The sequence below is a fragment of the Luteibacter sp. genome (assembly GCF_009912395.1).
Taxonomy (GTDB): domain Bacteria; phylum Pseudomonadota; class Gammaproteobacteria; order Xanthomonadales; family Rhodanobacteraceae; genus Luteibacter.
On the sequence record NZ_WNDO01000020.1, the window covers coordinates 64,908 to 80,308 of the forward strand.

11 protein-coding genes are annotated in these 15,401 nt (G+C 65.9%); 4 read left to right on the top strand and 7 right to left on the bottom strand.

Annotated elements, in window-relative coordinates:
* Positions 1-64 precede the first annotated feature (64 nt).
* Genes GAK28_RS17265 through GAK28_RS17280 form a run of 4 tightly spaced genes read right to left on the bottom strand, consistent with a single transcriptional unit; the run spans position 65 to position 4,696 of the window.
* Positions 65-2,329, bottom strand: a complete 2,265-nt coding sequence (locus GAK28_RS17265; RefSeq protein WP_291781953.1) for a thiamine pyrophosphate-dependent enzyme — start codon at positions 2,327-2,329, stop codon at positions 65-67.
* Between the two features lie 22 nt (positions 2,330-2,351).
* On the bottom strand, positions 2,352-2,954 hold the full coding sequence (locus GAK28_RS17270; protein WP_291781956.1) for a glutathione S-transferase family protein: 603 nt from the start codon (positions 2,952-2,954) through the stop codon (positions 2,352-2,354).
* Between the two features lie 26 nt (positions 2,955-2,980).
* Positions 2,981-3,517 carry a GNAT family N-acetyltransferase gene (locus tag GAK28_RS17275; protein ID WP_291781959.1) on the bottom strand — a complete coding sequence of 179 codons (537 nt, stop codon included), beginning with the start codon at positions 3,515-3,517 and terminating at the stop codon, positions 2,981-2,983.
* A gap of 9 nt (positions 3,518-3,526) precedes the next feature.
* The gene (locus tag GAK28_RS17280) at positions 3,527-4,696 is read right to left on the bottom strand and encodes an acyl-CoA dehydrogenase family protein (protein WP_291781962.1); all 1,170 of its coding nucleotides are present in this window, start codon (positions 4,694-4,696) and stop codon (positions 3,527-3,529) included.
* A gap of 189 nt (positions 4,697-4,885) precedes the next feature.
* Between GAK28_RS17280 and GAK28_RS17285 the strand changes: the two genes are divergently transcribed.
* A complete protein-coding gene (locus GAK28_RS17285) occupies positions 4,886-5,416 on the top strand; it encodes a hypothetical protein (RefSeq protein WP_291781965.1) in 531 nt (176 codons plus the stop codon).
* A gap of 60 nt (positions 5,417-5,476) precedes the next feature.
* Positions 5,477-6,352 carry a DMT family transporter gene (locus GAK28_RS17290; RefSeq protein ID WP_291781968.1) on the top strand — a complete coding sequence of 292 codons (876 nt, stop codon included), beginning with the start codon at positions 5,477-5,479 and terminating at the stop codon, positions 6,350-6,352.
* Positions 6,353-6,395: 43 nt separating this feature from the next.
* On the opposite strand, the gene GAK28_RS17295 is transcribed toward GAK28_RS17290, so the two are convergent.
* The 3 genes from GAK28_RS17295 to GAK28_RS17305 form a co-directional block, all read right to left on the bottom strand.
* On the bottom strand, positions 6,396-7,337 hold the full coding sequence (locus GAK28_RS17295; protein ID WP_291781970.1) for a 5'-nucleotidase: 942 nt from the start codon (positions 7,335-7,337) through the stop codon (positions 6,396-6,398).
* A gap of 84 nt (positions 7,338-7,421) precedes the next feature.
* Positions 7,422-8,180, bottom strand: coding sequence for an NAD kinase (locus GAK28_RS17300; RefSeq protein WP_291781973.1), 759 nt, complete (start codon positions 8,178-8,180; stop codon positions 7,422-7,424).
* Between the two features lie 146 nt (positions 8,181-8,326).
* The gene (locus tag GAK28_RS17305; RefSeq protein WP_291781977.1) at positions 8,327-13,246 is read right to left on the bottom strand and encodes an NAD-glutamate dehydrogenase domain-containing protein; all 4,920 of its coding nucleotides are present in this window, start codon (positions 13,244-13,246) and stop codon (positions 8,327-8,329) included.
* A gap of 267 nt (positions 13,247-13,513) precedes the next feature.
* Between GAK28_RS17305 and GAK28_RS17310 the strand changes: the two genes are divergently transcribed.
* A complete protein-coding gene (locus GAK28_RS17310) occupies positions 13,514-14,170 on the top strand; it encodes a TetR/AcrR family transcriptional regulator (protein ID WP_291781980.1) in 657 nt (218 codons plus the stop codon).
* Positions 14,167-15,399, top strand: coding sequence for an efflux RND transporter periplasmic adaptor subunit (locus GAK28_RS17315; RefSeq protein WP_291781983.1), 1,233 nt, complete (start codon positions 14,167-14,169; stop codon positions 15,397-15,399). The genes GAK28_RS17310 and GAK28_RS17315 overlap by 4 nt, the downstream gene beginning before the upstream one ends.
* Positions 15,400-15,401 lie beyond the last annotated feature (2 nt).

Here is a 15,401-nt window from a genome sequence, read left to right on the forward strand (position 1 = left end):
AACCTGGCCCGCTACGCGGGGTCGCGCGCAAGCGCGCTCCTACACGGGCCTGGGCCATCTCGCATCAGGCCAGTTTCGCGGCCGCCGCGACGATATCGTCGTCGCCCGGCAACACGAGGAAGGCTGCGCCGGCGAGCGGCGTGAAGGTGTCGGCACCCACCACGCGGTGCAGCGGCGTGGCGCCGTATCCGCCTTCCACGATCGCCGTGATGACACCCTCGCCTACGCCTGCACTCTTGCGCCCCTCGTCCACCACGATGATGCGTTTCGCCTTCGCCGCCTGAGCGGCGATAAAGGCGTCGTTGAGCGGCACCAGCCAGCGCAGGTCCACCACGCGCACCTTCCAGCCACGCTCCGCCTCGATACGCTTCGCAGCACGCAGGCTCATTGGCACGCCATTGCCGAAAGTGAAGATCACCAGATCGTCGTGGCCTTCGTTGTATACCCTGCCCTCGCCCAGCGGCATCGCTTCGCCCGGTGCGGGATACGGGAACTGCCACTGACCGTCGCCAGCCTCATACAGGTCCTTGGTCATGTACAGCGCGATGGGTTCCAGGAACGCCGTGACACGCCCATCGACCTTCGCCAGCGCCCCCAGGGTGCGCAACATCGTCGCGGCGTCATCGCCACGGCTCGGGCAACCGACCACCAGGCCCGGGATATCACGCAGGGCCGCGATGGAATTGTCGTTGTGGAAATGACCGCCGAAGCCGCGCTGGTAACCCAGCGACGCCACGCGCATCAGCATCGGGTTGCGATACTGGTCGTTGGAGAAGAACTGCAACGAAGCTGCTTCGCCACGAATCTGGTCGCAGGCGTTGTGGAAGTACGCCAGGTACTGGATCTCGGGCAGCGGCAGCATGCCCATGTTCGCGTAGCCCTGGGCGAGCCCGAGGATCATAGTCTCGTCGAGCAATGTGTTGAACACGCGCGTGTTGCGGAACGCCTTGTGCAGGCCCTTGGTTACCGTATAGACACCGCCCTTCTGGGCCACGTCTTCGCCGAACAGCAGGCTTTCCGGGTACTTCGCCATGAGATCGTGCAGCGCCTGGCCGATCTGGATCGCCAGATGGCGCGGCGGTTGCTTCTCCGGAAGCTTCTCGGCGCCACCGAAGGCGCGCTCGCGTTCCGCGGCATCAGCCTTGCGCTCCGCCTCCGCGCGTACCGCGTCCGGCGTGTACGGTGCCAGCGGCTTCATCACGTCGACGAGCGAGTCCAGCTTCGGGCGGCGATCGGCCTCCTCGGCTGCGGCGAAACAACGCTTGCGCACCTCGGCATAGAGGTTGAGCAGGCTGTCGCGGTCGTAAAGCCCGGACGCCAGCGCGATGGTGGCGCTGCGAAGGAGCGGATCGGTCGCTTCTAGCGCCACCAGTTCTTCCACAGAACGCCACTCGATTTCGAAATCGGTGCCCGCATGGCCCATAACGCGCGTGGTATTGAGGTGCAGGAAGGTCGGGCGGCGCGTGCTGCGGCAGTGTTCCACCGCGCGTTGCACGCCGGCATAGCCGCCAGCCAGGTCCAGGCCATCGGCATAGAAATAGTCGAGGTTGGCGCGACGCTCGAAGTTGTTCGCCACCCAGCCGCTCGGCGTCTTCACCGAGATGCCGATGCCGTTGTCCTCGCAAATGAAGAGCACGGGTGCGGGCAGCTTCTGATAGGCCGTCCAGGCCGCGGCGTTGAACGCCGTCTGCGCCGTGGCATGGTTCGACGAGGCATCGCCGAACGAGCACAGCGCGATCGAGTCGTCAGGGATCGGCAGCTCATGACGAATGCGTTTGCCCTGCTCGATCGCGATGGCGGTGCCCAAGGCCTTGGGCAGGTGCGAGGCGATGGTGGACGTCTGCGGCAACACCCACAGCGGCTTGCTGCCCCACACCTTGTGCCGGCCACCGGACGCGGGATCTTCGCTGCTGGCCGCGAAGGACAGCGCCGAATCCATCACTGGATCCATGCCTGGAAGCTTGCGGAAGCGCTCGGCCATGAAGCCGCCGCTACGGTAATGCAGGAAAGCCGGATCGGTATGCCGCGTGAGACGCGCCACCATGGCGTTGCCTTCGTGGCCGGACGAACCGATGGTGTAGAACACCTTGTTCTGAACGCGTAAAACGCGGGCCATCAGGTCGAGATGACGGCTGATCAGCTGCGATTCGAGCAGCTCGCGGAAGCCGCGCGCGTCCAGCGCGCTACCGGGAAGCACCGGCTCGTCGTCGTGCGGCGCGCGGGCGACATCGCCCTGCCAGAACTGCACGAACTCGACAAAGTTCTGGTCGACGATCTCGGCGCGATTGAAGCCCTTGTGATGGGCTGCGATGGTATGCGGAACGGACATGGACGAACTTCCGTAAGGGGAGTCAGGAATGCATCGCGGTAAAGCCCGGCTGGGCACGGACGCGATCGAGCCAGGCGGCGACGCGGGGCCAGCGGGACATCTCGAAGCCGCCATCGGCGGCGCAGTGCGTGTAAGCGAACAAGGCGATGTCGGCCACGCCGAAGTCACCACCACTGAAGAACGCGTCGTGCGATAGCGCTTCCTCCATCACATCGAAGGCTTTCGCGCCACGTTCGAGCAGTTGCGGCAGTTCAGCGTAACGCGCGTGCTCTTCGGGCAACCATCGACGAATGAAACGCGCCACGGCCACATAGGGCTCGTGGCTGTATTGCTCGAAGAACATCCATTGCAGCGTGACCGCGCGCTTCCATGGATCAGCCGACAAATAGGTGGAACCTTCGGCGAGGTAGCACAGGATCGCGTTGGACTCGACAAGCCGACGCCCGTCGTCGAGTACCAGCAGCGGCACCTTGCCGTTGGGATTCATCGCCAGGAACTCGGGCGTGCGCGTGGCGCCGTGCGCACTGTCGACATCCACCCAGCGATACGGTTTGCCCAGCATGTCGAGCAGGCATTGCAGCTTGTAGCAATTGCCGGACGTACGCAGGCCATGCACGGTAAACATCGTCGGTCGTTTCCTGGAAGTGAGTGCTATCGCCGACGCGCTTTCCATTCCGCGCGGGTCTGACCCCAGATGTCGATGCGGTGGTCGGCGGACGGTTCGGGAAGCTGCCCGGGCCCTTTCAACGTGGAACCGAGTCGCTTTGCCAACGCGATGGAGGGAAGGTTGTCCGGATCGATCGAATGGATGATCTCGGCCCAGGGAAGGTTGTCAAACGCCCAGTCCATCGAAGCGGCGGCCCCTTCCGTGGCGTAGCCCTTGCCCCAGCTTTCGCGATTGAGGCCCCAGCCGATCTCGTGTCCCGGCCAGCCTTCGGGCTGCCAGGGACCGAGCCGCCCCATCCAGCGCCCCGTGGAGCGCTCGATGACGGAAAACATGCCGAAGCCGAGGATCGTCCAGCTACCCGCCATGGTCATGAAGTTGCACCATGCGAGCGCCCGTGACTGCGCGCCACCCAGGAACGTCATCACCTCCGGATCGCCCAGGCACTCGGCCCAGGCGTCGAAATCTTCCGCCGCCGTGGGGCGGAGGATCAACCGGTCGGTTTCGATGCGCGGTCCGTGCATGGCGGTTCCTCAGAACGCGTTGATACCCGTCAGTTCGCGGCCCACCACCAGCTGATGCACCGTCTCGGTGCCTTCGTAGGTGATGACCGATTCGAGGTTCAGCGCGTGGCGGATGGCCGAATGCTCGGTGGTGATGCCCGCGCCGCCGAGGATGTCGCGGCATTCGCGGGCGATGTCGATCGCCATGCGCACGTTGTTCCACTTGGCCAGGGAGACCTGCGTCGGCTGCATCGTGCCGGCATCCTTCAGGCGACCCAGTTGCAGCGAGAGCAACTGCGCCATGGTGATGCGACGGGCCATGTCGGCCATCTTCACCTGCACCGCCTGGTTGGCGGCGAGCGCGCGACCGAAGAGGATGCGCTGCGAGGTGTAGTCGAGCACTTCCTTCAGGCAGGCCTGGGCGGCGCCGATCGGGCCCCAGGTGATGCCGTAGCGAGCCTGGGTGAGGCAGCCCAGCGGGCCCTTGAGGCCCTTCACATTGGGCAGGCGCGCGCTGTCCGGCACGCGCACGTCGTCGAAGAACAGCGCGGAGGTGACCGACGCGCGCAGGCTCATCTTCTTGTGCACTTCCTGCGCCGCGAAGCCCTTGGTGTCGGTCGGCACGATGAAGCCCTGGATGCCGTCCTCGGTCTGCGCCCAGACAATGGCGATATGGGCGAGATTGCCGTTGGTGATCCACATCTTGGCGCCGTTGATGACCCAATCGCCGCCATCCTTGCGCGCCACGGTCTTCATGTTCGCCGGATCGGAACCGCCGTGCGGCTCGGTGAGGCCGAAGCAACCGATCACCTCGCCCGCGGCCATGCGCGGCAGGTACTCGCGCTTCTGCTCTTCAGAGCCGTAGGCGTAGATCGGGTACATGCACAGCGAACTCTGCACGGACGCGAAACTGCGCAGGCCCGAATCGCCACGCTCCAGTTCCTGGCAGATCAGGCCGTAGCTCACGGCATTCATGCCGGCGCAGCCGTATTCCTCGGGAAGGGTCGCGCCCAGCAGGCCGAGCGAGGCGATCTCGGGGACCAGTTCGGCCGGGAAACGGCCCTTGTCGAACGCGTCGCCGATGATCGGCAGCACTTTTTCATCGACGAAGCGGCCGACGGTGTCCTGCACCATCCGCTCCTCTTCGGTGAGCAGCGAATGGACGTCGTAGAGATCGAGCGGGTTGAGACGATGGGCCATACGGGTACTCGCAGATGGGCTGCCTGAAAGCCCTCGATTGTAGCCGCGAGGGTATGGAAGGGTCATGGCGGGGCGCAGCAAAGGACGTGGCCTGTCGCCGGTCGCCCACGGGCCGACGGGACGTTCTCCGCTGCCCTGTCGTGACGCGGATCGGGAAACTTCCCGGCCCCGCCAAGGAAACACACGCACATGCACTCCCCACGCCATCTCATCACTTCACTGCTTGCCATGCTGGCGATCGCCCCCGCGGCGGCCACACCCGACGATGCCGGTCGACGCCAGGGGCCGTTGGTCTTCACGTTGTCCAACGGCGACTATCTCGCGCTGGACAACGCCTCCGACCGTCCGATCCGCGGCATCCAGGCCGCCCGAGGCACCCCCGATGCGATCTACTGGCGCGACGACGGCCTCCGTGCCATCACCTGGCGCGGCGATATCGCCCGCGTCGACATGCCCCCGGATGGCCATAGCGCCACGATCACGAACGCCTACGACCGATGCCTGACGGTCATCGCGGCCGACGATATCCGCTGGGTCCCCTGCCAGGGCGGCAACCCGGCCCAGGTATGGACGGTCGCCGACGACACTCTCATCGCCCCTGCCCCCTGGCAGGGCTACCTCGCCCACGACGACACGGGGGCCCTGAACGGCCATATCCACCTCGTTCGGGGCGAGCCGCCGATGACCCTCGTCACCTCGGCGCTCCACCCGGTGGATTGACGCCACGCGCACGTCGCAAACGCTTGCATAATAGGCACCCTGGCCACTGGTGATACTTCGATGTTCAAGGGTGTGCTGCTCGGCTTCGCCTGCTACGCGGCCTACGCGTGGAGCGACGCCTTCGTGAAATCGCTCGAGGGCAGCCTGCCGGCGTACGAGGCGGTGTTCTTCGGCGCCGTGCTGGCCCTGGCCGCGTTGCCCTTCCTGAAGAAGCCCGGCGACCGCTGGAGCGAAGTGGTGATCTCGAAGATGCCGGGGCTCTGGCTGTTGCGGGCCATGGCCGGTGCCATCGGCAACGTCACCGCCGTCATGGCCTTCACGGCGCTGCCGATGGCCGAAGCCTTTTCGCTGATCTTCCTGCTGCCCATCTTCGTCACCATCCTGTCGGTGGTGTTCCTTCGCGAGCAGGTGGGTTGGCGGCGCTGGACGGCCGTGCTGGTGGGCTTCCTGGGCGTGCTGGTGGTGTTGCGCCCAGGTTTTCGCCACCTCGGCACCGGCCACGTGGCTGCCATCATCTGCGGCATCACCGGCGCCCTGTCGATCATCGCCCTGCGCATGGCCGGGGCGACCGAAAAGCGCATCACGCTCTACGGCGCCGGCGTGGTCGGGCCGATGATCGCCGGCTTCATCATGATGCTTCCGCATTTCGTCTGGCCCAACCTGCACCAGTGGTTCCTGGTGCTGGGCTATGGCTTGCTAGCCGCCGCGGGCGCCGTACTGCTCATGCTGGCCACCCAGAACGCCCCGGCCAACCGCGTGGCGCCCACGCAGTACAGCCAGATGCTCTGGGCGATCCTGTTCGGATATCTGCTGTTCCACGACCACCTGGACTGGCCGATGCTGGTCGGCATCGTGATGATCCTGGGCGCTGGCCTGTTCACCTTCGTGCGCGAGGAGAAGCGCACGCAATGGTGGCGATGGACAAACATCGTGTAGGAGCACGCTCGCGCGCGATCCGCCTTTCGCGATGACCTGATCGCTACGGCAGGTTCGAAACGCCGTGGGGGACGTGGCCCGTGGCCACGACGCGACGGGCAGACTCTACGTTGGCCGGGGAATCGTCGAAGAAAATGTCGGCACCGAACGCGTCGAGGAACGGCCCCTTGTCGCGACCGCCCAGAAACAGCGCCTCGTCGATGCGGACGCCCCACTGACGCAAGGTGAGGATCACGCGCTTGTGGGCGGGTGCGGAGCGGGCGGTCACCAACGCCGTGCGGATCGGCGAATCTTCCGCAGGGAATGCCGCCTGCAAGCGATGCAGGGCCGACAGGAAGCCACGGAACGGGCCGCCGGAGAGGGGCTCGGCCCAACGGGCGGTCTCGCTGGCGTGAAACGCTTCCAGGCCCTGCTCTTTCGACACCCGTTCGCCTTCGTCCCCGAAGATCACCGCATCGCCATCGAAGGCGATACGCAGCTGTTCGGTAGAACGCGGCGGCGCGATGGACGGTAGGATCGTGGCCGCCGCGACGCCCGCGCGCAGCGCGCGGCCGACATCCTCGGCATTTGCGGAAAGGAACAAGTCCGCCTTGAACGGCGCAATGTAGTCGGACGTGGGCGCCCCACTGGTGAACGCCGCGCGCGAGATCTCCAGGCCGTAATGCTGGATGGCGTTGAAGATGCGCAGACCGGTGTCCCCCGAGTTGCGCGACAGCAGGATCACCTCGACTGGAGGCACGTCGCCGGAGAGCTTGTTCAGGCCGAGCAGTTTTTGCACCAGCGGGAAGGCGACCCCGGGCTGGAGCAGTTCGTCCTCGCGCTCGATCTGGAACGCCCGGTAGGCGTCGATGCCTTCGCGTTCGAACAGGTCGTGGCTGTCGCCCATGTCGAACAGCGCACGCGAGGAAATCGCCACGACGAGACGATTGTCGTGGGCTGACGCTTCGGCGTGGACGTTGGGATGGAGGGTGTCTGGCAGAGGCATGGCGAGGTGATCCGTGTAGGAGCGCGCTTGCGCGCGATGGGGTGTGCCGCGACCCGGATCGCGCGCAAGCGCGCTTTTACCCCATTACGGCGCGAACTGCTCGTCCAGGATACGCTGCTGCAGGTTGTGTTCCGGATCGAACAGCAGGCGCACCGAATTGCGCCGTGACTGCTTCACCTCGACGGTGCGCACGTCGCGCACCTCGTGGAAGTCGGCGGTAGCGCTTATGGGACGCTTGTTCGGGTCCTTGGTGTCGAAACCCACCTTGGTCGCGTGCGGCAGGATCGCGCCGCGCCAGCGACGAGGACGGAACGGACTGATGGGCGTGAGCGCCAGCACGTTGGCATCCAGCGGAAGGATGGGGCCGTGGGCCGACAGGTTGTAGGCCGTGGAGCCTGCCGGCGTGCTCACGAGGATGCCGTCGCAGACCAGTTCGTCGAGTTTCACTTCGCCGTTGAGACGCACCTGGAGGTGCGCCGCCTGGTTGCTCTGACGTAGCAGGGCCACTTCGTTGAAGGCCAGCGCGCGGTGCTCGGCGCCGTCGCAACAGGTACTGTGCATTTCCAGCGGATGCAGCACGGCCGGATGCGCACGTTCGATCCGCTCGGCGAGCGCGTCGAGGTCGTGCTTGTTCATGAGGAAGCCTAGACGGCCGAGTTTCATGCCGTAGAAGGGCACGCCCAGCGCGCGATGCGTGTGCAGCGTACGGAGCATGAAGCCGTCGCCACCCAGCGAGACGATGATCTCGGCGTCACCCGGCTCCACGCCGCCATAGCGTTTCACGAGCGCCGCACGGGCGCGTTGGGCGACATCGGTTTCGCTGGCGACGAAGGCTAGGCGCATGGATGGGCTGGCTAAGGTCCGACCCCCAGCTTAGCGCCAGGGAACCGTGGAACGATAGCCTGTAGGAGCGCGCTTGCGCGCGATCGCGCGCAAGCGCGCTCCTACAGGAAAGGGAATGGGCGCCAAGGCGCCCATTCCACCAGGGCTCAGACCGGAATCTGGGCCAACTGCGCCAGGCGACGGACGGCGACCGAGGCGATCGAGTAGTCCGCGTTCTGGGTGAGGATTTCCGCCAGCATCGTACGGGTGTACTTCAGCGTGGCGTCGTCGCGCTCCAGCCAGCCCTTGACCGGGCTGACATCGGTGCGATCACCGGCGACGGCGAGAACTTGCACGGCCAGGGCATGATGCTGGGCATTGAGTTCGTCCAGCAGCGAACCACGCGCCTGTGCGTGCCATGCGCCTTCCACCGGCAACGCCTCGATCTGCCCACGCAGCCATTCGAGGTCGAGCGCTTCGCCCAGCTCGTAGAAGACCTTGGCGACCGAGGCCATGTCCTTGCCGCTCTGCTTGGACACCTCGACCATGTCGAGCGCCGCGCGGAGCACCGGGATACGGGCCAGGCGCACGGCCAGCGACGATGGCACACCGAGGCCTTCCCACTTTTCCTGGCTGGCGGCGAAGTCCGCACGGCCCGTCTCGGTGAGGGCATCGGGCAACGCCTTGCGCAGGACGGTGACTTCGGCCGCGTAACGGTCGACGTTCGCCGCGATGTCGAGCGAACCGCCCGGGCGGCTGAGTAGCCAGCGCGTCAGATGACGCAGGAGCGACCAGATCTGCAGGATCGCGTCGATCTGGGTGTCCTCGGCCACCTTGCAGTCGAGCGCTTCGATCTCGGCCCACAGTTCACGGGCATCGAGGATCTCGCGTGCGGCGGTGTAGGCCTTGGCGATCGACGCCGGGCCGTGGCCCGTGTCTTCCTGCATGCGCATCATGAAGGTGGCGCCCATGCGGTTGATCGTCGAGTTCGTCACCGAGGTGGCGATAATCTCGCGCTTCAGGCGATGGCGCTGCATGTGCTCGGCGTACTTGTCGTGCAGCGGCACGGGGAAGTAACGCACCAGCTCGCGTGACAGGTACGGATCTTCCGGCACGTCGGAATCGAGCAACTGCTGGAACAGGCGGATCTTGTCGTACGACAGCAGCACCGACAGTTCCGGTCGAGTCAGGCCCTGCCCCTTCTGCTTGCGCTCGGCCAGTTCGGCCGGGCTCGGCAGCGATTCGACCTGACGGTCGAGCAGGCCTTCGGCCTCCAGCGTGGAGATGAAGTGCGCCATCGAACCCAGGCGGCGGACCGACTGGTGCTCCATGAGCGTGATGGCCTGGTTCTGGCGGTAGTTGTCCCACAGCACCAGGCGGCCGACCTCGTCGGTCATCTCGGCCAGCTGCTTGTTACGACCCTCGAACGAGAGCTCGCCACGCTGCACGGCATCGTTGAGCAGGATCTTGATGTTCACCTCGTGATCGGAGGTGTCCACGCCGGCGGAGTTGTCGATGAAGTCGGTGTTCATCAGCACGCCGGCCTGCGAGGCCTCGATGCGGCCCTTCTGGGTCATGCCCAGGTTGCCGCCCTCGCCGATGATCTTGCAGCGCAGTTCGTTGCCGTTGACGCGCAGGCCGTTGTTGGCGCGATCGCCCACGTCGCCGTGCGTTTCGCTGGTGGCCTTCACGTAGGTGCCGATGCCGCCGTTCCACAGCAGGTCGACCGGCGCCTTCAGGATGGCGGAGAGCAGGTCGTTCGGCGCCATGTGCGTGGCGTCAGAGCGGATGCCGAGCACCGCCTTCACTTCGGCCGAGACCGGGATGGACTTGGCGCTGCGCGGATACATGCCGCCACCGGCCGAGATCAGCGACTTATCGTAGTCGTCCCACGACGAACGCGGCAGGGCGAACATGCGCTGGCGCTCGACGAAGCTCTTCGCCGCGTCGGGGTTCGGGTCGAGGAAGATATGGCGATGGTCGAACGCGGCCAGCAGGCGGATGTGCTCGGAGAGCAGCATGCCGTTGCCGAACACGTCACCGGACATGTCGCCCACGCCGACCGTGGTGAAGTCCTGGGTCTGGCTGTCGCGGCCCAGCGAACGGAAGTGGCGTTTGACCGACTCCCACGCGCCCTTGGCCGTGATGCCCATGCCCTTGTGGTCGTAACCGTAGGAGCCGCCCGAGGCAAAGGCGTCGTCGAGCCAGAAACCGTGTTCGGTCGAGATGGCGTTGGCGATGTCCGAGAACGTCGCCGTGCCCTTGTCGGCCGCAACCACCAGGTACGGATCGTCGTTGTCGTGGCGCACCACGTCGTGCGGCGGAACCACCTTGCCCTCGACGAGGTTGTCGGTGATGTCCAGCAGGCCGTTGATGAACATGCGGTAGCAGGCGATGCCCTCAGCCAGCTGCGCGTCACGATCGCCGCCCACCGGCGGACGCTTCACGAAGAAGCCGCCCTTCGAGCCGACCGGCACGATGACGGTGTTCTTTACCATCTGCGCCTTCACCAGGCCCAGCACTTCCGTGCGGAAGTCCTCGCGACGATCGGACCAGCGCAGGCCACCACGCGCGACGGAGCCGAAGCGCAGGTGGATGCCTTCCACACGCGGGGCGTAGACGAAGATCTCGCGGAACGGGACCGGCTTGGCCAGGTCGGGCACCTTGTGCGAATCGAACTTGAAGGCGACATACGAACGGAACGCGCCGTCCCAGGCCTGGAAGAAGCTCGTGCGCAGCGTGGCGTGCACCAGGGCGATAAAGCTACGCAGGATGCGGTCTTCGTCGAGGCTGGACACGTTGTCGAGCAGCGCGTTGATGGCTTCTTCCAGCGCCACGGCCTGCTCGTCGCGCGGACGCGACAGCGAGGCGACGAGGTTGCCGATCAGTGCCGGATGCGCGGCCAGGGTGTCCTGGTCGATCAGGGCGTGCATCTCGTGCGAGAGCATGCCTTCGGCGTACGCGCGGTCCTTCTCGTCCAGGCTCTCGCGGCGCGGATCGAAACGGGCGTTGAACAGCTCGATGATCAGGCCCGCGATGGCCGGGTAACGGTTGAGGGCGTCTTCCATGTACGCCTGCGAGAAGGCGACACCCGTCTGCAGCAGGTACTTGCAGTAACCGCGCAGCACGGCGACCTGGCGCCAGTTGAGCTTGGCGCCGAGCACCAGGCGGTTGAAGCCGTCGTTCTCGGCGTTACCGCGCCAGATCTGCTCGAAGGCATCTTCGAAGATCGTGCCGACCTGCTCCACCTCGAACGCGAGGCGGCCGACCGGCTGGACCTCGAAATCCTGGATGTAGAACGAGGCGTCGCCCTGCTTCACCTCGTACATGTGCTCGGTGAGCACGCGCAGGCCGAGGTTTTCCAGCTGGGGCAGCACTTCCGACAGCGCGATGTCCGAACCGGAGCGGTAGACCTTGAAGCGCAGTTCTTCCGGACGATGGGCCGGATGGTAGAACGACATACTGATCGCGTCGGGACCATCGAGGCCCGCCAGCGCGGCGACGTCGGCGGCAGCGACCTGCGGGGACACCTCGTCCACGTAGCCGGCCGGGAGGGCCTTACCGTAGCGGTTGGCGAGGATGATGCCCTGCTGCTCGCCCATCGATTCGACCAGGCGATCGCGCAGCTCGTCGTACCAGTTGCGGGCGATGGAGGCGATCTGGGCCTCCATGGCGACGGCGTCGTACACCGGCTGGTCGCCGATGCGCGGGCGCACCACGACGTGCAGGCGAACCAGGGCGGCCTCGCCCATCAGCACGGCGGAGTCGACGTGCTCGCCGTGGAAGGCTTCACGCAGCACGCCTTCCACGCGCTCGCGGACGCTGGTGTTGAAACGATCGCGCGGGATGTAGACCAGGCACGAGAAGAACCGGCCGTAGCTATCGCGACGGATGAACAGACGCGTGCGCGTGCGCTGGGCCAGTTCGAGCAGGCCGATCGACAGGGCGAACAGCTCGTCGGTGCTGCACTGGAACAGCTCGTCGCGCGGCAACGTATCGAGGATGTGGCGCAGCGACTTGCCCGAGTAGGAGTCGCGCTTGAGGCCCGAACGGGCCATCACGGCCTCGCACTTGTCGCGGACCAGCGGCACGTGCTGCGGGTGGGCCATATAGGCGTTGGACGAGAACAGGCCCAGGAAGCGCTGTTCGGCGACCGGGCGGCCCTTGTCGTCAAACTTGAGGACGCCGATGTAATCCATGTAGCCCGCGCGATGGATCGGCGAGCGGGCGTTGGTCTTGGTGAGGATGATGGCGTCGGTCGAACCCGAGCGCGGCAATTCCGAGGCGACCAGCGTGCGCAGCGAGCGCGGCGCCAGCGAGCGCTCGGCGGCGCGCAGGATGCCCAGGTCGGAGCCATCGACGGTCTTCAGGACCTCGTCGTCGCCTTCGGCGGCCACTTCGTATTCGCGGTAGCCCATGAAGGTGAAGTGGTCGTCGGCGACCCAGCGCAGGAACTCGGTGGCCTCGCGGACTTCCTCGGCGGTGTACGGAAGGGCGCGCTTTTCGAGGTCGTCGGCGACCTGGACCATGCGGCCACGCATGTCCTTCCAGTCCGATACGGCTTCGCGAACGTCGGACAGCGCCGTCTCGAGCTGGGTACGCAGCGTGTCGAGCTGGTTATCGTCAAGGCGATCGATCTCGAAGCGCATCACCGACTCGGTCTTGTCGCCCGAACCCATCGACTCCAGCACGCCGGCCGCGGAGCGGACCACCGGGACGACCGGATGGACGATGGCGTGGATGTCGGCGTGGGCGGCGGCCACCATCGAGACGGTGTCGACCAGGAAGGGCATATCGTCGGTGACGACCTCGATCACGGCGCGCGACCCCGAGACGCCGGGGTTGTAGACCCGCAGCTTCGCCTGGCCGGCGCTACGCTCGCGGGCGAAGGCCAGCAGGTCGGCGATCAGCGCGGCCCAGCGCTCCGGGGTATGGAGCACATAATCGGCCGGCGCGATGCGCTCGAAGAAGGCCTCGATAAAAAAGCGCGCCTCGTTAAGGCGCTCCGCGGGATAGTCGATTTTTTTCAGTTCATCGAAGACGACGGTATGGAACTGGCCGTTTTCGGCTGCGCGAATCGCATTCATGGGCGGATATCGGTGTGGGGGAAGGATTAAAACCGTCAAAGCATAGCTCTCGCACCCAGGAGTAGCCACACCGGCGCATGGGATTCATCGCAGCATCTTTCACTGCGTCGCGGCATAACCGTCCTATATCCGGACAGATAACCCTCACGACTCATTCACATGCGGGGTTTGCAATGCAACAAAAGCCGTTCATCGGGGCGAAAGGCCCGTTGACGCTGGGTCGGGGGAGATTCTAAACTGGACGGTATAGTCCAGCAGGTAAGCGAAATGACGAACCTGGATGAGCGCCCCGCCCCCGAACGCCAGAAGCGGGTGCTCCAGGCCGCATATACGTTGTTCCTGCGCGACGGTTACCGCGTAAGCATGGGCTCCGTGGCACGCGAAGCGGGCGTGTCAAAGCAGACCGTGTATGCCTACTTCGAAAACAAGGACACCCTGTTCCACGCCGCCGTCGAACAACTCGTCTTGCCTCTCCATGCCAGCCTGGCCCCCGAGGGCCGTGACCTCTCGGACACCCTGCAAGCCTTGGCCCAGGCGCACCACACGCACGTGATGGACCACGACAACGTCGCGCTCGGCCGGATGCTGATCGCGGAAGCGCCGCGGTTTCCAGCCGCGGCGAAAACGTTCTTCAGGACCGCGATCGACCTGATCGCGGCCCGCCTGGCCAGATGCATGGCCGAGGCGATGGACCAGGGCAGGATGCGCCGGGAGGATCCGGACGTGGCCGCCGAGCTGTTCCTGTCCATGCTTCACGGACTGGAAGGCGATCGGCGCCTGTTCGGGATGCGTGCCAGGGGCCAGAGGGCCCAGGACGAATGGGCGCGGCACGCGGTAACAGTATTTATGCACGCTTACGACATCCGCTCGGATGGCGAGGCGCGATCGAACAAGAAACCTGGAAACGGAACGGAGTTCTCATGAAACCCCTGCCCCTGCGCACCACCCTGCTGGCCGCCGGCCTGATAGTCGCCCTCGCCGCCTGCCACAAGCAGGAAGCTCCCCCGATGCCGCCTCCGCCCGAGGTCGGCGTCGTCACCGCCCAGCCGCAGAACGTTCCGCTGGTCCAGGACCAGGTCGGTCGTCTTTCCGCCCTGCGCACCGCCGACGTCCGCGCCCGCGTGCCGGGCATCCTGCTGCACCGCCTCTATGACGAAGGCACCGACGTCAAGGCCGGCCAGAAGCTCTTCAAGATCGACCCGCAGCCGCTGCAGGCCGAACTCGACCAGCAGCTGGCCCAGCTCGCCTCGAACAAGGCCACGGCGATCAATGCCAAGGCCCAGGCGGACCGCGCCCGTGGCCTGATCGGCAAGCACTACGTGTCGCAGCAGGACCTCGACACGGCCGAAGCCACCGAGCGCACGGCCAATGCCTCCGTGAAGCAAAGCGAGGCCGCCGTGCAGGCCGCCCGCATCAATCTCGGCTTCACCGATGTCGTCTCCCCGATCGACGGCCGCGCCGGGCAGCAGCAGGTCACCGAAGGCGCCCTCGTGGGCCAGAACGAAACCACCCTGCTCACCCAGGTCGACCAGATCGACAAGCTGTACGTGAACTTCAGCATGTCCGTCGCTGACCTCGACACCATGCGCAGTGCCGCCGCCAAGGGCAACGCCACGCTGTCGGCCACCGACAAGTCCACGATCCGCATCCAGCTCCCGGACGGCTCCGACTACGCCGAACAGGGCGTGCTCGACTTCTCGTCGGCCACGGTCAACCCGCAGACCGGCACGGTGAACCTGCGCGCGCAGCTCGCCAACCCGGACCTGCGCCTCCTGCCGGGCCAGTTCGTGACGGTGAAGGCCAACCTCGGCGAACTGCACAACGTGTTCCTCGTGCCGCAGGACGCCGTGCTGCGCGACGCCAACTCGGCCTATGTGCTGGTCGTGGGCGAAGGCCACATGAAGGATCCGCAGACAGGCGAGGACAAGACCGTTCCGTCCGCCGCCGTGCGTCGTCCGATCCAGGCCGATCGCCTGAGCGGTTCCAACTGGGTGGTCACCGGCGGCCTCAAGCAGGGTGACCAGATCATCGTCCAGGGCCTGCCGAAAGCCAGGGAAAACGCGCCGGTCAAGCCCGCCGCTCCGAAGGCCGAAGGGGCCGACGGCGCGCCGGGCCAGGCGGGTGCCCCGGGCGCTCCTGCCGGCAAGCAGTAAGG

Bases quoted from the DNA above. Each gene is read 5' to 3' on its own strand.
- GAK28_RS17265 (WP_291781953.1), bottom strand. From the start codon at position 2,329: ATGTCCGTTCCGCATACCATCGCAGCCCATCACAAGGGCTTCAATCGC.
- GAK28_RS17270 (WP_291781956.1), bottom strand. From the start codon at position 2,954: ATGTTTACCGTGCATGGCCTGCGTACGTCCGGCAATTGCTACAAGCTG.
- GAK28_RS17275 (WP_291781959.1), bottom strand. From the start codon at position 3,517: ATGCACGGACCGCGCATCGAAACCGACCGGTTGATCCTCCGCCCCACG.
- GAK28_RS17280 (WP_291781962.1), bottom strand. From the start codon at position 4,696: ATGGCCCATCGTCTCAACCCGCTCGATCTCTACGACGTCCATTCGCTG.
- GAK28_RS17285 (WP_291781965.1), top strand. From the start codon at position 4,886: ATGCACTCCCCACGCCATCTCATCACTTCACTGCTTGCCATGCTGGCG.
- GAK28_RS17290 (WP_291781968.1), top strand. From the start codon at position 5,477: ATGTTCAAGGGTGTGCTGCTCGGCTTCGCCTGCTACGCGGCCTACGCG.
- GAK28_RS17295 (WP_291781970.1), bottom strand. From the start codon at position 7,337: ATGCCTCTGCCAGACACCCTCCATCCCAACGTCCACGCCGAAGCGTCA.
- GAK28_RS17300 (WP_291781973.1), bottom strand. From the start codon at position 8,180: ATGCGCCTAGCCTTCGTCGCCAGCGAAACCGATGTCGCCCAACGCGCC.
- GAK28_RS17305 (WP_291781977.1), bottom strand. From the start codon at position 13,246: ATGAATGCGATTCGCGCAGCCGAAAACGGCCAGTTCCATACCGTCGTC.
- GAK28_RS17310 (WP_291781980.1), top strand. From the start codon at position 13,514: ATGACGAACCTGGATGAGCGCCCCGCCCCCGAACGCCAGAAGCGGGTG.
- GAK28_RS17315 (WP_291781983.1), top strand. From the start codon at position 14,167: ATGAAACCCCTGCCCCTGCGCACCACCCTGCTGGCCGCCGGCCTGATA.